We start from the raw sequence: 17,825 nt of genomic DNA on the forward strand, positions 1-17,825 counted from the left end.
GGGGCGTGCGGGGGTACGCCACGTCACCCGCACGCACGACGGCGGACGGGGCGGTGGTCTCGAGCGGGGTGGTGCCGGAGGCGCGGCTCAGCGACGACGGGCCGGCTGCTCAGCTCGCGGGTGGCTCAGCGACAGCGACGACAGGGCCGACAGCGCCGGCAGGCGCACGGCGCGGCGGGCCCCGCGGTGCGGGTGCCCGGGGACCGTAGTCCGTTCGCGTCGGCGTGCATGCGGGGAAGGTAGGCGCCTGGCAAGGCCTGCGCGAGAGATCGCCGGAAAGTCTCACGATGCGGACCCGCCGACCCCCGTCGGTGGGCGCCGTCAGGACGAGGACCCTGATGACCGGTTCCTGACGGCTCCTGACAGTACCGGGCGGGCACGACGAAGGCCCCGGACCCTGTGAGGGGGTCCGGGGCCTTGTCGTCGACCGTCAGGTCAGTGGATCAGCGCGTCATTCCGCGCCGGCCTGCATCTGGCCGGTCGGGGGCAGGTCGTGCACCGAGACGCCGGCCGGTGCGTCGAGGGCCGCCGCGGCGCCGACCGAGACCGGCCCGCGCTCGTGCTCGCTCTTCGGCACCCCGCGGAAGGTGAACTCCCCGAGGATGCCCTCGCCCTCGCCGTCGACGAGCACCAGCTCGCCCGCCTTGACCTCGCCGAACAGGATCTTCTCGGACAGCGTGTCCTCGATCTCCCGCTGGATCGCCCGCTTGAGCGGACGGGCGCCGAGCACCGGGTCATAACCCTTCTCGGCCAGCAGGTGCTTCGCCGCGGGCGTGAGCTCGATGCCCATGTCCCGGTCGCGCATCCGCTTGTCCAGCTTGGCGATCTCCAGGTCGACGATCTCGATGATCTCGTCCTGCGAGAGCTGCGGGAACACCACCACGTCGTCGACACGGTTGAGGAACTCCGGCCGGAAGTGCTGCTTGAGCTCCTCGTTGACCTTCGCCTTCATGCGCTCGTAGGAGGTCACCAGGTCGCCGCCGGCGTTGAAGCCGGTCTGGACGCCCTTGGCGATGTCCCGCGTGCCGAGGTTCGTGGTCATGATGATCACGGTGTTCTTGAAGTCCACCACGCGGCCCTGCGAGTCGGTCAGACGACCGTCCTCGAGCACCTGCAGCAGCGAGTTGAAGATGTCGGCGTGCGCCTTCTCCACCTCGTCGAACAGGACCACCGAGAACGGCTTGCGCCGCACCTTCTCCGTGAGCTGGCCGCCCTCGTCGTAGCCGACGTAGCCGGGGGGCGAGCCGAACAGCCGCGAGACCGTGTGCTTCTCCGAGAACTCGGACATGTCGAGCTGGATCAGCGCGTCCTCGTCCCCGAAGAGGAACTCGGCGAGCGCCTTGGCCAGCTCCGTCTTCCCGACGCCCGTGGGGCCGGCGAAGATGAACGAGCCACCGGGGCGCTTCGGGTCCTTGAGCCCGGCGCGCGTGCGGCGGATCGCCTGGGACAGCGCCTTGATGGCGGTCTCCTGGCCGACGACCCGCTTGTGCAGCTCGTCCTCCATGTGCAGGAGCTTGCTGGACTCCTCCTCGGTGAGCTTGACGACGGGAATGCCTGTCGACATCGCCAGCACCTCGGCGATCAGCTCGTCGTCCACCTCTGCGACGGAGTCGAGGTCACCCGACTTCCAGGCCTTCTCCTTGTCGGCCCGCTGGGCGGTGAGCTGCTTCTCCTTGTCCCGCAGCCCGGCGGCCTTCTCGAAGTCCTGCTCGTCGATCGCCGACTCCTTGTCGCGGCGCGCCTCGGCGATGTCCTCGTCGAGGGCCTTGAGCTCCGGAGGCGCCGTCATGCGGCGGATGCGCAGGCGCGCGCCCGCCTCGTCGATCAGGTCGATCGCCTTGTCCGGCAGGTACCGGTCGTTGATGTACCGGTCCGCGAGCTGCGCGGCGGAGACCAGCGCGGAGTCCGTGATGGACACGCGGTGGTGCGCCTCGTAGCGGTCGCGCAGGCCCTTGAGGATCTCGATGGCGTGCTCGAGCGACGGCTCGTTGACCTGGATCGGCTGGAAGCGGCGCTCCAGCGCCGGGTCCTTCTCGACGTACTTGCGGTACTCGTCGAGGGTGGTCGCGCCGATGGTCTGCAGCTCGCCGCGGGCCAGCATCGGCTTGAGGATGCTCGCCGCGTCGATCGCGCCCTCGGCGGCGCCTGCCCCGACGAGCGTGTGGATCTCGTCGATGAACAGGATGATGTCGCCGCGGGTACGGATCTCCTTGAGCACCTTCTTCAGGCGCTCCTCGAAGTCACCGCGGTAGCGCGAGCCCGCCACGAGTGCGCCCAGGTCCAGCGTGTAGAGCTGCTTGTCCTTGAGCGTCTCGGGCACGTCGCCGCGCACGATGTCCTGCGCGAGGCCCTCGACGACGGCCGTCTTGCCGACGCCGGGCTCGCCGATCAGCACCGGGTTGTTCTTGGTGCGGCGGCTCAGCACCTGCATGACCCGCTCGATCTCCTGGCTGCGCCCGATGACCGGGTCGAGCTTGCCCTCGCGCGCGGCCTGGGTGAGGTTGCGGCCGAACTGGTCGAGGACGGCGGAGCCGGACGGCTGCCCCTCCTGCGGGCCGCCGGCGGCCACGGGCTCCTTGCCCTGGTAGCCGCTCAGCAGCTGGATGACCTGCTGGCGCACCTTGTTGAGGTCGGCGCCCATCTTGGTGAGCACCTGGGCGGCGACGCCCTCGCCCTCGCGGATGAGGCCGAGCAGGATGTGCTCGGTGCCGATGTAGTTGTGCCCGAGCTGGAGCGCCTCGCGCAGCGACAGCTCCAGCACCTTCTTGGCGCGCGGCGTGAACGGGATGTGCCCGCTCGGGGCCTGCTGGCCCTCGCCGATGATCTCGGTGACCTGCGTGCGGACGCCGTCGAGCGAGATGCCCAGCGACTCCAGCGCCTTGGCCGCCACGCCCTCACCCTCGTGGATGAGGCCGAGCAGGATGTGCTCGGTGCCGATGTAGTTGTGGTTGAGCATCCTCGCTTCTTCCTGCGCGAGGACGACCACCCGACGGGCTCGGTCCGTAAATCTCTCGAACATGTGCTGCTCCCTCACGAGCGGCGTTTCCTGCACCCCGTCGGTTGACGGCTACAGCCTGACCGCTACGACTCTATGCGCTCCCAACTCCCCGGCCCCCCTCGGTAAGCCCATGTTCGCCAGGGGCGTGACGGCGTGCCGCGTTGCCACCCGCGGGAGGTGCGTCCACGCTCGGAGGAAGGCGGTCGTCGCCGCGGGGATCGCCACCGAGGGGGTACCGATGGACGAGCTCGAGCAGCAGCCGGGAGCCACGGGCGGGGCGGGGCACGACGCGAGACCGCGGGCGTGGAACGGTGACGACGCGCGCCTGGCGCAGTTCTCCGGCGTCCTCGGCGAGGTGCACGACCCCCTGACCTGGGGGCTCGACCTGGAGGACGAGGCCCTCACCGGGCACTCGGACTCCGAGGACCCGACGTGCGAGCGGTTCGTGCGCGCCTACCGCAGCTTCACCGGGGAGGCCCTGGAGGTCGAGACCCTGCGCACCCGGGTCCCGGACGACGACGTCGAGGACGTGGTGCGTGCCGCGTGCAGCGGCGCGCTCGCCGCGCCCCTGCACGCCGACATCGCCGCACCCGTCGAGCCGGACGGCGACGGCGGCCACGACGGCGGGTCCCCCGACTTCGCCGACTCCTTCCAGGACTACCGCAGCGCCATGCGTGCCCTGGTCGCCGAGGTGGACAAGGCCCCGCTGCGCACGGGGACGTTCGCTGTCGACGGCGACGACGCCGAGTGCGTGCGCGTCACGGCCCGCGACACCACCGCCGTGTACGTGGCGGCGGTCGACCGCGCCCTGGTGGTCACCGGCCCGGCCGACCTCGTCGACCGGGTGGAGGTGGTGACCCGGCACGTCGACGCCCTCCTGTCGGGGCCCGGTCGCAGCGATGGTGCGGAGGACGCGCCGCCGCCCACCGACACCTGACGGCGGAGGGTGATCGATGGCGTGATCGATGCCCCGCCGCCTCGCCCTGACGGGCGCGGGGCGGCGACCTATCCTGCAGACCAAGGGACAGGTCGTCCGGCACGACGAGGACGACGGCACGCACGGCGAGAGAGTCGGGGTGAACGATGCGCGGCATCGTGGTCGGGGTGAACGGGTCGGCCGAGTCGGACGAGGCCCTGGACTGGGCGATGCGGGAGGCCGCGTCGGCCGCCGTGCCGCTCACGCTGGTGATGGTCGCCGCGGGTGCCGGCAAGGGCGCGGACGCCGCCGCGCACGAGGCAGCCCTGGCGCCCGAGCACGAGGAGGCGCAGGGGCTGCTCGACGCCGCGCGCGCCCGGACCGGGCTCGACGTCGAGGGGACGGTCACGGCGGCTCCCGGGCCGGCGGCGGACCGGCTGCTCGAGCTCGGCTCCGACGCCGACATGCTCGTCCTCGGCCGCCGCCGCCGCGGACGGCTCGGCCGGGCCGTGCTCGGCTCGGTGTCGACGACGGTCGTGGAGCACGCAGGCGTGCCCGTCACGGTGGTGCGCCACGGCGACCCGGACGGCGCCGCGGAGGACGACGTGCCCGCCGAGGCGACGCCGCGCATCGTCGTCGGCGTCGACACGTCGACCCCGAGCGTCGCCGCGCTGCGGCACGCCTGCCAGGTCGCGGCTCGGACGGGGGCGTCGATCGACGCCGTCTTCGCGTGGCAGATCACCACGCTGGCCCCGCTGCCCGGCTCCTGGGGCTGGGCGCCGCCCGTCGACGACTACGAGAAGTTCGCGGCCGACTCGCTCGCGGAGGCGGTGCGCTCCGCCGGCGTGACCCTGCCGCCCGAGCGGCTGACCCGCCGGGTCGTGCACGGCCAGGCCGCCAAGCAGCTCGTGGCCGCGGCGCACGGCGCCGAGCGGCTCGTCGTCGGCGCGCGCGGCCTCGGTGGCTTCGACCGGCTGCTGCTCGGGTCGGTGAGCCGGCAGGTGCTCGACTTCGCGCCCTGCCCCGTGACCGTCGTGCGCGGCTGACGCCGCCCCCCAAGGTCGGTCAGGCGAGCGCCTGCTCCAGGTCCGCGACCAGGTCCGTCACGTCCTCGATCCCGACGGAGAGGCGCACGAGGTCGTCGGGCACCTCCAGGGAGGTGCCCGCCACCGAGCCGTGCGTCATGCGGCCCGGGTGCTCGATCAGCGACTCCACGCCGCCGAGCGACTCGGCGAGCGTGAAGACCTGCGTCTGCGCGCACACGGCCAGCGCCTTCTCCTCGCTGCCCGCACGGAACGACACCATGCCGCCGAACCCGCGCATCTGGCGGGCGGCGACGTCGTGCCCGGGGTGCGACGCGAGGCCCGGGTAGAGCACCGCGGTGACGGCCCGGTGCCCGGCGAGGAAGTCCGCGACCGCGGCGGCGTTGGCCTGGTGGCGGTCCATGCGGACGGCGAGCGTCTTGAGCCCGCGCAGCGTGAGCCACGCGTCGAACGGTCCGGCGACGGCGCCCGAGGAGTTCTGGTGGAAGCCGACGGCGCCCGCCACGTCCGTGCCGCCCGCGGGCGACTCGAGACCGCCCGGCAGCCGGGCGCCCGCCGCGACCACGAGCGCTCCCCCGACCACGTCGCTGTGCCCGCCGATGTACTTGGTCGTCGAGTGCACGACGACGTCCGCGCCGAGCGCGAGCGGCTGCTGCAGGTAGGGGGTGGCGAACGTGTTGTCGACGACGAGGAGCGCGCCGGCGTCGTGCGCCACCTCGGCGAGGGCCGCGACGTCGCTCACCCCGAGCAGCGGGTTGGTGGGCGTCTCCACCCAGACGACCCGGGTCTCGGGACGGATCGCCGCCCGGACCGCCTCGACGTCGCCGAGGTCGACCGGCGTGTGCTCCACGCCCCACGGCCCGAAGACCCGCGCGATGAGCCGGTAGGTGCCGCCGTACGCGTCGTCGGGCACGACCACGTGGTCGCCCGGGCGCAGCACCGCGCGCAGCAGCGTGTCCTCCGCGGCCAGCCCGGAGGCGAACGCGAACCCGCGCGCCGGGTCCAGGCCCCCGGACTCAGCGGCGGCGAGCGCCTCCTCGAGCGCGGTGCGCGTCGGGTTGGCGGAGCGGGAGTACTCGTACCCGCCCCGCAGCCCGCCCACGCCGTCCTGCTTGTAGGTGGACACCTGGTGGATGGGCGGCACGACGGCGCCCGTCGTCGGGTCCGGGTCCTGACCGGCATGGATGGCGCGGGTCGAGAAGCCGGTGCGGGTCCAGTCCGGGTGCTCGCTGCCGTGGTCGCTGCTCGTCGTGGTCACCCGGCCAGACTACGCACGGGCGTGGTCACCGGCCCGCGACGAACCCGAGGAGGTCGTGCCGGGTGAGGACGCCGACGGGGTCGCCGTCCTCGACGACGAGGAGCGCGTCGGCTGCGGTGAGCGCGGACCGCACGGCGTCGACGCCCTCGCCGGCGCCGATGAGCGGCAGACGTGGCTCCATGTGCGCGTCGACGCGGTCGGCGAGGGAGGCGCGGCCGGAGAACACGGCGTCGAGCAGCGCCCGCTCGGTGACGGCGCCCGCCACCTCCCCGATCTTCACGGGAGGCTCGGCGCCGACGACCGGCATCTGCGAGACGCCGTACTCGCGCAGGATCTCGATCGCGTCGCGCACGGTCTCGCTCGGGTGCGTGTGCACGAGGTCGGGCAGCCGCCCGTCCTTGGCGCGCAGGATGTCGCCCGCGGTGACGCCCTCCTCGTCGGGCAGGAACCCGTACGACCGCATCCACGTGTCGGAGAAGATCTTCGACAGGTAGCCGCGACCGCCGTCGGGCAGCAGGACGACGATCACCGCGTCCGCCGCGGCCGCGGCGTCCTCCTCCTCGAGACGGCCCGCCAGCCGCAGCGCCGCCTCGACGGCCATCCCGCACGACCCGCCCACCAGCAGGCCCTCCTCGCGCGCGAGCCGACGCGTCATCGCGAAGGAGTCGGCGTCGGTCACGGCGATGACCTCGTCGGGCACCTGCGGGTCGTAGGCCGCGGGCCAGAAGTCCTCGCCGACGCCCTCGACGAGGTAGGGGCGCCCGTCCCCGCCCGAGTAGACCGAGCCCGCCGGGTCGGCGCCGACGATCCGCACGGGGCCTCCCTCCGAGCGGCCCGCCGAGACCTCCTTGAGGTAGCGGCCCGTGCCCGTGATGGTGCCGCCCGTGCCGACGCCGGCGACGAAGTGCGTCACCCGCGCGTCCGTGTCCGCCCACACCTCGGGGCCGGTGGACTCGTAGTGCGACAGCGGACCGTTCGGGTTGGCGTACTGGTTCGGCTTCCAGGCGCCCGGGATCTCCTGCACCAGCCGGTCGGACACCGAGTAGTAGGAGTCCGGATGGTCGGGCGGGACGGCGGTGGGGGTCACGACGACGCGCGCCCCGTACGCCCGCAGCACGTCGCGCTTGTCCTCGCTCACCTTGTCCGGGCAGACGAAGACGCAGTCGTAACCCTTGCGCTGCGCGACGAGCGCGAGGCCCACGCCGGTGTTGCCCGACGTCGGCTCGACGATCGTGCCGCCCGGCCGCAGCTCGCCCGAGGCCTCGGCCGCCTCGATCATCTTCAGCGCGATGCGGTCCTTGACCGAGCCGCCGGGATTCACGTACTCGACCTTCGCGAGGATCGTCGCGCTCAGGCCCTCGGTGACACGGGTGAGCCGCACGAGCGGGGTGTGCCCGACGAGCTCGGAGATGTGTTCCGCGTATCTCATGTCCCGATCATGCCGCGCTACCAGCGCTCGCGCGTGGTGCCGCGGAACGCGAGCACCAGCACGCGCACGGCGAGCACGGTGCCGACGAACCCCAGCGCGGCCCCGAGCACCGTGAACCACGGCAACTGCGGAGCGAGCATCGGTCCGCCGTCGGCGACGAGCAGCACGACCGCGCCGACGACGGCACCCACGGCGACGAGCGTCATGATGACCTGCTGCACCAGGCCGGAGAGGAAGGCCCTGTCGGCGGGGTCGGCGAACGCGCGGACGGCGACGGTGAACCGCCCCTCCTCCAGGTCGCGCACGAGCCGCGTGACCCGCCGCGGCAGGCGCTCCAGCTCCGGCGCGAAGCCGAGCAGCTGCTGCGTGGCCTTGCGGCGCACCGCCTCGGGGGTCATGAGCCGGCCGAGCAGCGGGCGGCCGTGGTCGCGGGCGCCCGAGACGAGGTCGTAGCCGGGGCTGAGCAGGCCGAGCGTGCCCTCCAGCGACGCGAACGTGCGGAACGCGGCCGCGACCTGCGGCGGCACCGCGATCCCCGACGACGTCACCAGGCGCACGAGCCCGGCGAACGCCGCACCCGCGCCGGCTCCCGCGCGGAACCGGAGCACGAGCTGCCCCACCTCGCGCTCGAGGCGCCGCGCGTCCAGGCCGGGCGGGGCGTCGAGCAGCTCGAGCAGCGCGTCGGTGGCGGCGATGGCGTCGTCGCCGTCGATCGCCAGCAGCAGTGCGCCGAGGGCGATGCGCTCGGGCTCGCCGAGCCTCCCGACCGACCCCATGTCCAGCAGGCCGAGGCCGCCGTCGGCCAGCACGAGCACGTTGCCCGGGTGCAGGTCGGCGTGGAACGTGCCCGCCACGAGCAGCTGGTCGAGCGCGGCGCTCAGCAGCCGGTCCGCGAGCGCCGTCCGCGTCCCCGCGTCGAGCCCCGCGAGCAGGGCCTGCGCCTGGCCGACGGGGACGCCGTCCAGCCGCTCCAGCACGAGCAGCGTGTCGCTCGACGGCCCGTCCACGACGTCGGGCACCACGACCAGGGGGCCCGACGACGCGCCGTCGTGCGTCGTGACGTCGAGGGCGGTGCGCAGCGCGCGCGTGTTCTCCGCCTCGACCGCGTAGTCGAGCTCCTCGCGCAGCGAGGCCGCGAAGCCGTCGGCCAGCGCGACGACGCCGAGGGTGCGCCCCCACGCGGTGTCCCTCTCCAGACGCCGGGCGAGCCTGCCGAGGATCGCGAGGTCCACCGCCACCTGCTCGCGTGCGCCCGGGCGCTGCACCTTCACCACCACGTCGCGCCCGTCGAGCAGACGCGCCGCGTGCACCTGGCCCACCGAAGCGGACGCGAGGGGCTCCGGGTCGAGGGCCTCGAAGACCTCGGCCGCGGGCCGGCCGAGCGACTGCTCGACGACGGCCTCCACCTGGCCCCACGGCGCCGGGGGCACGTCGCTCTGCAGGGTCGCGAGCGTCTCCGTGACGGCGTCCGGCAGCAGGTCGCGGCGGGTGGACAGCATCTGGCCGAACTTCACGAACGTGACGCCCGCGTCGCTGAGGGTGTCGCGCAGGCTGACGGCGAGGCGGCGCGCGTCGGAGCGGGACGCCGCACGCGCGTCGTCCCGCCGGTTCCGGCCGAGGGCGCCGCCCAGGCCGTGCCGGACGGCGATCGCCACGACCTGCGCGTAGCGACGCGTCTCGCGCCGCCCCTGCCGCAGCCGCCGGACGGCGCGCCACGGCGTGGGCAGGGTGCCCGTGGGCACCAGCAGCTCCAGCACGAGCAGCACGCACAGGCCCAGCACGAACGCCCAGCAGAAGACGATGGTGATCCCCACCAGCGCCACCCACGGGTCCACCTCGAGCGTGCCGTCGCCGCTCCACCACCCGGCCGCGCGCAGCCCGCTCGTGAGCGCGCCCGACGCGCCCGAGATCGCGACCAGCGACACGAGCGCCGCGCGGATCCAGCCGACGGGCGCGCCCATCACGCGTCGCGACGTCCACGCGAGCAGCACCAGCATCGCCACCGTCGAGAGGAACGCGAAGATCGCGCCGACCACGCCGCCTACCACGTCCACGTGAGCTCCATGGCGCCCACTCTCCCGGACACGACCACCTGCCGTCGTGCCGAACATGCGGTTGCGCTCGTTATCGACGTCCAGAACGAGCGCAACTGCATGTTCGGCCGTCGAGGCGGCGTCAGGCGCGGGTGGCCCAGGCCGCGAGGCCGAGGGCGACGACGTCCTCCGCGAGCGCCGCGGGCAGGTCCGGCCACCCCCGGCTCGCGACCACCGACCGCCAGGCCGCGCCCGTGAAGGTGCCGGCCGCCCCGCCCGCGGCGCCGGCGACCAGCGCGGCGACCGTGGACGCCGGGCCGACATGGTGCCGGCGCGCCAGAAGGAGGCCGCCGAGCGCCCCGCTCGCGGCCCGTGACTGCGGGCCGGGGCTGTCGAGGCGGCTCGGCGCGGTGGGCAGCTTGTCCCCGACGAGCTCACCGGCGACGGCGAGACCCGCGAGCAGGCGCGGCATGCCGGCCGGACGGCGCAGGCGGTGGGTGGGCAGCCGGTGCGCCGGCACCGGGCCGAGCAGCGGGGCGGCGACGCCGAGCGACGCGCGCGAGCCCGCGGCCACCCCCAGCGCCAGCGCGCGGACGACGAGCGGTGCGGTCATGCGCCCACCCTGGCACCGCTCGCCCCGATCCGCCGAGGTAGTCCGAGACCTGCCCCACGTGGCGCAGGGCGGCGGTCAGCGGTCGGGCACTGCCTCCGGAGCAGAACCGTCGGACAGCGCGTGACGGCGGTCGTCACGCATCAGGACGCTCGCGACGACGGTCACCACGACCACGACGACGCCCATGACGATGTACGAGTTGCCGAAGCCGATCGTGTCGTAGGCGGCACCGAACGCCCAGGAGAAGATGACGATGCCGATCTGCTTGGCCATGTTGAAGCCGAGCATGTAGGCCGTGGCCGAGATCCGGACGTCGAACATGCGGGTCAGGTACTTCATCACCGAGATGAGCATGAGCGGCATCTCGATCGCGGCGAGCAGCCGCCAGACGATGAGCATCTCGGTCGAGGTGAAGAATGCCGAGCCCAGCACACGCACGACGAGGACCAACCCGAACAGGAGGAGCCCGTTCTTGGCGCCGATCCGGTTGATGAGGAACGGCGTCGCGATCATGACGACCGCTTCGAGCAGGATCTGCACGAACACGACCCGGGAGAACAGCACCTGCGAGTCGATGCCGCCGGTGACGAACTGCGCGAAGTAGTTCGGGAACTGCTGGTCGAAGACGTCGTAGAGCGCCGCGGTGCCGAACATCAGCACCATGAAACCGACGAACGACCGGTTGGTGAGCAGCTGCCTGACGGTCGCGAGCGTGACCTTGGTCCGCGCCTCGCCGGCGGCGTCGCCGCTCGCCGCCGCGTAGCCGGGCTCACCGGGCTTCGGGGTGCGCGCCACGAAGAGCAGCACGCCGAGCACGATCGCGGAGAAGGTTCCGGCCCACCAGATGTTGTCCGGGTTCGAGGCCCAGATGAAGCCGCCGACGAGGGACGCGGTGGCACCGGCGACGGACCCGAACAGGCGTACGTGCCCGTACTCGAAGCCGTTGGCGCGCGCGTTGCGCTCGTTGAACGTCTCGACGATCCCGACGCCCGCGTTGAGGGTCAGCGACAGGAAGACACCGCCGACGACGGCGCCGAGCACCTGGTTCGCGTTCACGATCGGGGTGAACACGAACGCGAAGAACGGCCCCATCATGGCGCCGACGAGGACGACGAACGCGAAGAGGTTCTTGCGGAAGCCGAGCTTGTCCTGGATGAAGCCGTAGAACGGCTGCAGGCAGAACGCCGTGAAGGCCATCACCGAGTTGAGCAGACCGATGTTGCCGTGCGACATCCCGGCCTCGGTCTCCAGCCAGCGGCTGAGGAACGTGAACGCGAGCTGCCAGATGGCGAAGTAGAAGAAGAACAGCCCGCCGAAGTTCCAGAAGGCGAGCTTCTTCAGGGAGTCGCGGGCCCGGGGCTTGGCGGTGGCGCCGTCGGGGGTCGCGGTGGTGATGGACATCAGAAGGCTCCGTCAGCGGGGAGGACCTCGGTCGAGGTGGGGGTGGGGCGGGTGTCGGGCACGGGCGTGCCCCACAGGGGGCTGCCGTCCGCGTCGAAGGGCAGCACCTGGGCGCGGGCGTGCCGGTTCGGGTCCCACAGCGGGTCGCCGGAGATCTCGGTGTACGTGCGGGCGTGGTAGACGAGGACGGCGTCACCGTCGGGCGTCTCGGTGAACGAGTTGTGGCCGGGGCCGTACTGGCCCACGGACGGGTCGGAGACGAAGACCGGCTGCGCGCTCTTGGTCCACGACGCGGGGTCGAGGAGGTCGGCGTCCGCGTCGGCGGTGAGCACGCCCATCGCGTAGTCGACGCCGGTGGCGGCGCCCGAGTACGTGAGGAAGACGCGCCCGCCGCGCACCAGGACCGACGGGCCCTCGTTGACCCAGAACCCCTCGATCTCCCAGTCGAACTCCGGTCGCGTCAGCTCGACGGCAGGCGTGGCGAGCGTCCAGGGGGTCGACATCCGGGCGATGTACAGGTTGGAGTGGCCGCGCACGGTGAGGTCCTGCTGCGCCCAGACCAGGTACTGCGCGCCGTCGATCACGACGCTGGTGGCGTCCAGGGCGAACGACTCCCAGCCGGTGTCGACCTGGCCACGCTCCACCCACTCGCCGTCGAACGGGTCCTCGGCGGTGTTCTCCAGCACGAAGATGCGATGGTTGAACGTCTCGTTCTCGCTCGGTGCGTCGACGGTGCCGTGGTCGACGGGGGCCGCGGCGTAGTAGATGTACCAGGCGCCGTCCACCCGGTGGATCTCCGGGGCCCAGATGAGCTGTGACTGCGGACCGGTGGCGTGCTTGGTCCAGACGGTCACCTCCTCGGCCGCCTGCAGGTCCTCGAGGCGGTCCGCGCGGCGAAGCACGATGCGGTCGTACCGCGGGTGGGAGCCGGTGAAGTAATAGGTCCCCTCGTGCCGGAGCACGCACGGGTCGGCGCGCTGCAGCACGATCGGGTTGATCGTGACCTGGTCCGTCATTGGTGTCTCTTCCTCCGGTGTCCTGCACTGGTCCGGCAGAGCGCATCGAGCGCTGCTCCACCGAAAATGTAAACGATGTAAACCAGTGGTCGACGTGACGTCCACGACGTCCGCGCCCGGAGCGGCGCCATGACCAGGAACGAAGGCAGCACGGTGTGACGAGGCCCACGCGAGCCCCGTCACCACCCGGGCCTCAGGGCGTGACGACGAGCCCCAGCGACTCGGCGACGACGACCGCCTGCGCCGGGTCGACGACGGCGCCCGTCAGGCGGGCCGCGCGCGGGTCGAGCGCCGACAGGTCGGTGCCGCGCAGCACCGCCCCGCGCAGGTCGACGTCGGCCAGCTCAGCGCCGGACAGATCGACCCCGATCACCGTGGCCCCGGACAGCCGGGCGCCCACGAGGTCGGCCTCCCGCATCCGCAGCCCCTCGAGGTGCACGCCGTCCAGGGCCGCCCGGTGCAGCGTCACGAACGACCAGTCGCCGCGCTCGGCACGGAACAGGTCGAACCGACAGTCGTCGAAACGGGAGCCCACGAGCTTGCAGCCCTCGAACGACGCGTCGAACAGATTGGCGCGGCTGAACGTGCACCCCGTGAACGCGGAGTCCCTCCACACCGACGCGTTGAACCGCACCCCGCGGAACGTGCACTCCTCGAACGTGGCGCCGATGGCCGTGACCTCGGTGAGGTCGACCTCCACGAGCTCCACGCGCTCCAGCGTCACGCCGGACAGGTCCAGCCCGTACCAGTCCTCGCCCCGCACGCTGCTGCCCGGCTCGATGGCGCCCGGCCCGGAACCTCGCTCGACATCGCTCATCCTCCCGACGCTACCGGCGGCTTGCGACACTGGACCCGTGCCCGACACGACGACGCCCCGAGGCCTGATCCTGACCCCCGGCGCGGGGGCGAGCCGCGACCACCACACGCTCGTGGCGGTGGAGCGGCGGCTCGCGGCGCTGGACCCGCCGCTGGTCACCGAGCGGGTCGACTTCCCGTACCGGCTGGCGGGCAAGCGGATGCCGGACCGCCCGCCCGTGGCGGTCGCGCACCTGCGCGCGGAGGCCGCCCGGTTCGCCGGCGAGCTCGGCGTGGGCACCGACGCGCTGCTGCTGGGCGGCCGGTCGTACGGCGGGCGGATGTGCTCGATGGCGGTGGCCGAGGGCCTGCCCGCGGCGGGGCTCGTGCTGCTCAGCTACCCGCTGCACCCGCCGGGGAAGCCCGAGCGGCTGCGCGTCGAGCACTTCCCGGACATCGCCGTGCCGGTGCTGTTCGTCGCCGGCGACCGCGACCCGTTCGGCAGCCCGGACGAGCTGGCCGAGCATGCGGCGGCCATCCCGGGCCCCGTCACGACGGTCACCCTGGCCGGCGCGCACGACGTGCGGGGCAAGGACGACGACGTCGCAGCCGCCGTCGCGGACTGGGTGCGCACGCTCTGACCCACCGGCCGTGCCGGGTCCGCGTGTCCACCGAAGCGCGTTTTTGTCCGCTCGCGCTCGGCACGAGCGTCTTCCTGCCAGCATCTGTCCCGTCACGACCGTCGACCGACGGCACATGTGTGCAAGGAGGCCCTCATGTCCACGAGAAAGCTCCGACGCCCTGGCGTCGCGATCCTCGCCGTCGGCGCCCTGGCGGCGCTCGGCGCCTGCAGCGGCGGCACCGGTGCGGGCGGGGGCGACGAGGACGTCACCCTCACGTTCGCGTGGTGGGGCGACGCGTCGCGCGCCGAGCGGTACGAGAAGGCGATCGACCTGTACGAGGACAAGAACCCGCACGTCACCGTCCAGTCGTCGTACGCGTCGTTCGCCGACTACTGGACGGCGCGGAACACGGAGGCGGCGAGCGGCAGCCTCCCGGACGTGTTCCAGATGGACGTGACCTATCTGTCGCAGTACGGCGGCACCGGACAGGTCGCCCCGCTCGACGAGTTCGTCGAGGACGGCACGATCGACATCTCCACGTTCCCGGAGACGGTGATGCCGGCCGCCAAGGTGGACGGCAAGCTCGTCGGTATCCCGACCAGCACGGGCGGCATCGCGAACTTCTTCAACACGGGTCTGATGAAGGAGCTCGGGGTCGACGTGCCCGAGGGCGACCTCACCTGGGACGAGTACGACGCCGTCCTGTCGCAGGTCGGGAAGGCCGGCGCGGACCACGACCCGCAGGTGAGCGGCTCGACGCAGTACACGCAGATCTGGACGGTGTTCGAGATCTGGCTCGCGCAGCAGGGCAAGTCGCTCTACACCGCGGACGGCGCGCTCGGCTTCACCGAGGCCGACCTCACCGCGTGGTGGGAGCGCGCGACGCCGCTCTTCGAGGATGACGGGTTCATCGACCCGAAGCGCCAGGAGCAGCTCAACGGCGCGGACGTGCTGGGCTCCGGCGTCACCGCCAGCGAGCTCAGCTTCTACAACTTCCTGGTGCGCTTCTCGGAGGGCAGCGCGGGCGGCGAGTTCACCATGACGCTCCCGCCGGCCGACGACGCCGGCAACCGCGGCCTGTACCTCAAGCCGTCGCTCGAGCTGTCGATGTCGGCGAACTCGGAGCACCCCGAGGAGGCGGCGAAGTTCATCGACTTCATCGCCAACGACCCCGAGGTGAGCAAGGAGTTCGGTCTGTCGCGCGGCGCCCCGATCTCCCAGCCGGCGCTCGACGCTCTGGAGACGGAGGGCCTCGACCAGCAGATCCTCGAGTACTGGGAGCAGCTGTCCGAGGTGGCGGGCGACACTCCCCCGCCGCCGCCCGAGGGTGCCGGCGCCGTCGAGGTGGAGTTCACCCGCATCGCGCAGGACATCGGGTTCGGCTCGACGAGCCTCGACGACGGCGTCAGGGAGTTCTTCTCCATCGCGCCGGGGATGCTGGGCTGACGCACCGCTGATCACGTGCCGGTCGGGCCTGTCGCGACCCGTCCTGGGTTTCGACAGGCTCGACCAGCGGTGTGGTCACGGCGGGCTCGACCGTCGAGTCGGCGACTCAGCGGCCGCCCGCGGGCTCGGCCGGGTAGGCGGCGGGCTTCTTGCCCAGCTCGACGGCCAGCTCGTGCCGCCCGGCGAGGATGTCCGGCCGCTCCTCGTCCCGCTGCCGCAGCGCGTCGGCCTGCAGCTCGGGTGACAGGTGGTCCCAGTACAGGGTGCCGTCCAGGTGCTGCGCCTCGTGGATGAAGGCCCGCGCCAGGAACCCGCTCCCGGACAGCTGCACCGGGCCGCCGTGCTGGTCGACGCCGCGCACGGTGGCGCCGCCGGGCCGCTCCAGCGGCTCGTAGGCGCCGGGCACGGACAGGCAGCCCTCGTCCTCCGTCTCGGGCTCGGCGTCGAGGTCCATCTCGAGCACGGGGTTGACGACGTGGCCCACGTGCCGGTCCCCGCGCTCGTCGGTGACGTCGTAGACGAACAGCCGGATCCCGACGCCGACCTGCGGCGCCGCGAGGCCCACGCCCTCGGCGTTCTCCATCGTGGCGAACATGTCGTCGATCAGGCGCGCGAGCTCGGGGGTGGAGAGCTCCTCGACCGTCGCGGCGGGGGCGTGCAGCACGGGCTCGCCGATCTCCGTGATCCGCAGCACGCGGCCGCGCGCCGCCTCGGGCGCCTGAGCCGGGTACGGGTCCACCGGCTCACCCAGCAGGTACGTGGTGGGCCGACGTCGACCGAAGCTCCAAGCCATGGGCGAAGCCTAGGTGAGCTCGGAGGTACCCGTGCCCCGCTCGCGCGATCGCCCCGCCGTCGCGTACGTGCGCGTGCGCTGGCTGGAGGCCGAGCCAGCCGCGATGCGGCCCCGCGTCATCGTGGCCACCCACCCGTCGGCCCTGCTCCGCCTGCGCGACGCGCCGAGTGGGACGACGCCTTCGCCGCGTTCGTGGCGGACCTCGGCACCGCGGCGAGGGCCGCCCGCGCGCCGAGGCCCTCCGTGCGGGGGGCTGCCCGGTCCGGGGTGCCGCCGGGGACCTCAGCCGGCGGACGCGGCAGACGGGTCGCCGAACACCTCGGTGACGAGACGCTGCGTGGCCGCCTGGAACGCGGCCCCCAGGGACTGCGCGGCGTCGTCCACGTAGTTCAGCCCGGCGGTCAGGGTCGTGGCGCCGTCGAGCGAGCTGTACATGAGCGCGCCGTGGCCGGCGATGCCGCCGTTGTGGAAGACGACGGCGCCATGGCCGGTCCCTTGGACGAACACCCCGAGCCCGTACCCGACCGGCGCGTGCGGCGTCAGCATCTCCGCGAGCAGGGGTGCGGGCAGGAGCCTGCCGCTCGTCAGGCCGGAGATGAAGAGGTGGAGGTCCCGGGTGGTGGAGATCATGTCGCCGCCGCTGGAGATCCAGGAGGGGTCCTGCGCGGTCACGTCGACCGTCGTCTGCTGGCCGCCGTCCTCGTACCGGTAGTAGGCGTGTGCGTGCGGCTCGGGGATCGAGGCGGTGTCCGGCACCTGGGTCTGCGTGAGCCCGAGCGGGGACAGGACGAGCCGGTGCATCTCCTCGGCGAGGGTGCGTCCGCTCACCGCCTCGATGATCAGCCGCGCCAGTGCGTAGTTGGTGTTGGAGTAGCTCCAGTCCGCGCCGGGCTCGAAGCGGGCCGGCCTGGACAGCGCCAGGCGGACCAGGTCCTCGGTCGCGTAGCGCGTGAACCGGGAGTCGACCCACTCCCTGCCCTGCCAGGGAATCCCCGGCACAAGGATCATCCCGTTGAAAGGGACGCCCTCCACGTCGGCGTCCGGTCCATAGATCTCGCCGGTGAAGTTGAAGACGCCGCTGGTGTGCTGCAGCAGCATCCGTACCGTGATCCGGGGGTCGATCCCGAGGTCGGGCAGGTAGTCGGCGGCGGGAGCGTCGAGCACGACGACGCCCTCGGCGACCAGCTGCAGCACCGTCGCCGCGACAAAGGTCTTCGTGTTGCTCCCGATCCGGATGTGTCCGTCCGGGGACGGTGGGGCTGGCTCGCCCAGCACGCTCGCCCCGGCGCTGGCGACCCATTCGCCTCGGGAATCGTTGACGCGCAGCTGAAAGCCGGTGAACCCGGCGTCGGCGATCTCATGGAGCGCGCGGCGCAGGGCGGGTCGGTCGTGCCCGGTGCCGTCTCCCCCGTGGTCGCTCGGCGCAAGGACCTGGTTCGTCGGGTTCGTCATGGTGATGCT

14 protein-coding genes are annotated in these 17,825 nt (G+C 72.7%); 4 read left to right on the forward strand and 10 right to left on the reverse strand.

Annotation, left to right across the window (positions count from 1 at the left end; genetic code table 11):
• Positions 1-451 precede the first annotated feature (451 nt).
• Positions 452-3,019: an ATP-dependent Clp protease ATP-binding subunit gene (locus B5Y66_RS16395; protein WP_079575597.1), complete on the reverse strand. Its 2,568-nt coding sequence runs from the start codon at positions 3,017-3,019 to the stop codon at positions 452-454.
• Positions 3,020-3,236: 217 nt separating this feature from the next.
• Here B5Y66_RS16395 and B5Y66_RS22595 point away from each other — a divergent pair, with 217 nt between their 5' ends.
• Together B5Y66_RS22595 and B5Y66_RS16405 are read left to right on the forward strand one after the other, a co-directional pair.
• Entirely contained in the window at positions 3,237-3,935 is a 699-nt protein-coding gene (locus B5Y66_RS22595; protein WP_245807178.1) for a hypothetical protein, read from the forward strand.
• A gap of 146 nt (positions 3,936-4,081) precedes the next feature.
• Entirely contained in the window at positions 4,082-4,960 is an 879-nt protein-coding gene (locus B5Y66_RS16405; RefSeq protein WP_079575598.1) for a universal stress protein, read from the forward strand.
• A 19-nt stretch (positions 4,961-4,979) separates the two neighbouring features.
• On the opposite strand, the gene B5Y66_RS16410 is transcribed toward B5Y66_RS16405, so the two are convergent.
• The 7 genes from B5Y66_RS16410 to B5Y66_RS16440 form a co-directional block, all read right to left on the reverse strand.
• Positions 4,980-6,215, reverse strand: a complete 1,236-nt coding sequence (locus B5Y66_RS16410; protein WP_079575599.1) for a cystathionine gamma-synthase — start codon at positions 6,213-6,215, stop codon at positions 4,980-4,982.
• Positions 6,216-6,240: 25 nt separating this feature from the next.
• Positions 6,241-7,644: a cystathionine beta-synthase gene (locus B5Y66_RS16415; protein WP_079575600.1), complete on the reverse strand. Its 1,404-nt coding sequence runs from the start codon at positions 7,642-7,644 to the stop codon at positions 6,241-6,243.
• Between the two features lie 17 nt (positions 7,645-7,661).
• Positions 7,662-9,698 carry an ABC1 kinase family protein gene (locus B5Y66_RS16420; protein ID WP_217700833.1) on the reverse strand — a complete coding sequence of 679 codons (2,037 nt, stop codon included), beginning with the start codon at positions 9,696-9,698 and terminating at the stop codon, positions 7,662-7,664.
• 121 nt (positions 9,699-9,819) lie between these two features.
• On the reverse strand, positions 9,820-10,290 hold the full coding sequence (locus B5Y66_RS22325) for a hypothetical protein (protein ID WP_139820940.1): 471 nt from the start codon (positions 10,288-10,290) through the stop codon (positions 9,820-9,822).
• A gap of 75 nt (positions 10,291-10,365) precedes the next feature.
• Positions 10,366-11,691, reverse strand: a complete 1,326-nt coding sequence (locus tag B5Y66_RS16430) for an oligosaccharide MFS transporter (RefSeq protein WP_079575603.1) — start codon at positions 11,689-11,691, stop codon at positions 10,366-10,368.
• Positions 11,691-12,707 carry a glycoside hydrolase family 43 protein gene (locus B5Y66_RS16435; protein ID WP_079575604.1) on the reverse strand — a complete coding sequence of 339 codons (1,017 nt, stop codon included), beginning with the start codon at positions 12,705-12,707 and terminating at the stop codon, positions 11,691-11,693. Before B5Y66_RS16435 ends, B5Y66_RS16430 begins: the two co-directional genes overlap by 1 nt.
• Before the next feature lie 193 nt (positions 12,708-12,900).
• Positions 12,901-13,524, reverse strand: a complete 624-nt coding sequence (locus B5Y66_RS16440) for a pentapeptide repeat-containing protein (RefSeq protein ID WP_079575605.1) — start codon at positions 13,522-13,524, stop codon at positions 12,901-12,903.
• A 37-nt stretch (positions 13,525-13,561) separates the two neighbouring features.
• On the opposite strand from B5Y66_RS16440, the gene B5Y66_RS16445 reads away from it, so the two are divergent.
• On the forward strand, positions 13,562-14,143 hold the full coding sequence (locus tag B5Y66_RS16445; RefSeq protein ID WP_079575606.1) for an alpha/beta hydrolase family protein: 582 nt from the start codon (positions 13,562-13,564) through the stop codon (positions 14,141-14,143).
• 135 nt (positions 14,144-14,278) lie between these two features.
• Positions 14,279-15,571, forward strand: a complete 1,293-nt coding sequence (locus B5Y66_RS16450) for an ABC transporter substrate-binding protein (RefSeq protein WP_079575607.1) — start codon at positions 14,279-14,281, stop codon at positions 15,569-15,571.
• A gap of 106 nt (positions 15,572-15,677) precedes the next feature.
• Here B5Y66_RS16450 and def read toward each other — a convergent pair whose 3' ends face one another.
• Together def and B5Y66_RS16460 are read right to left on the reverse strand one after the other, a co-directional pair.
• Positions 15,678-16,364 (reverse strand): peptide deformylase, encoded by a 687-nt coding sequence (gene def / locus B5Y66_RS16455; RefSeq protein ID WP_079575608.1) that lies wholly within the window; start codon positions 16,362-16,364, stop codon positions 15,678-15,680.
• A gap of 282 nt (positions 16,365-16,646) precedes the next feature.
• The gene (locus tag B5Y66_RS16460) at positions 16,647-17,816 is read right to left on the reverse strand and encodes a serine hydrolase domain-containing protein (RefSeq protein ID WP_079575609.1); all 1,170 of its coding nucleotides are present in this window, start codon (positions 17,814-17,816) and stop codon (positions 16,647-16,649) included.
• Between the last annotated feature and the right edge of the window lie 9 nt (positions 17,817-17,825).

This window comes from Krasilnikoviella flava (genome assembly GCF_900167525.1).
Classification (GTDB): domain Bacteria; phylum Actinomycetota; class Actinomycetes; order Actinomycetales; family Cellulomonadaceae; genus Isoptericola; species Isoptericola flavus.

Bases quoted from the DNA above. Each gene is read 5' to 3' on its own strand.
- B5Y66_RS16460 (WP_079575609.1), bottom strand. From the start codon at position 17,816: ATGACGAACCCGACGAACCAGGTCCTTGCGCCGAGCGACCACGGGGGA.
- B5Y66_RS16405 (WP_079575598.1), top strand. From the start codon at position 4,082: ATGCGCGGCATCGTGGTCGGGGTGAACGGGTCGGCCGAGTCGGACGAG.
- B5Y66_RS22595 (WP_245807178.1), top strand. From the start codon at position 3,237: ATGGACGAGCTCGAGCAGCAGCCGGGAGCCACGGGCGGGGCGGGGCAC.
- B5Y66_RS16415 (WP_079575600.1), bottom strand. From the start codon at position 7,644: ATGAGATACGCGGAACACATCTCCGAGCTCGTCGGGCACACCCCGCTC.
- B5Y66_RS22325 (WP_139820940.1), bottom strand. From the start codon at position 10,290: ATGACCGCACCGCTCGTCGTCCGCGCGCTGGCGCTGGGGGTGGCCGCG.
- B5Y66_RS16440 (WP_079575605.1), bottom strand. From the start codon at position 13,524: ATGAGCGATGTCGAGCGAGGTTCCGGGCCGGGCGCCATCGAGCCGGGC.
- B5Y66_RS16395 (WP_079575597.1), bottom strand. From the start codon at position 3,019: ATGTTCGAGAGATTTACGGACCGAGCCCGTCGGGTGGTCGTCCTCGCG.
- def (WP_079575608.1), bottom strand. From the start codon at position 16,364: ATGGCTTGGAGCTTCGGTCGACGTCGGCCCACCACGTACCTGCTGGGT.
- B5Y66_RS16435 (WP_079575604.1), bottom strand. From the start codon at position 12,707: ATGACGGACCAGGTCACGATCAACCCGATCGTGCTGCAGCGCGCCGAC.
- B5Y66_RS16450 (WP_079575607.1), top strand. From the start codon at position 14,279: ATGTCCACGAGAAAGCTCCGACGCCCTGGCGTCGCGATCCTCGCCGTC.
- B5Y66_RS16430 (WP_079575603.1), bottom strand. From the start codon at position 11,691: ATGTCCATCACCACCGCGACCCCCGACGGCGCCACCGCCAAGCCCCGG.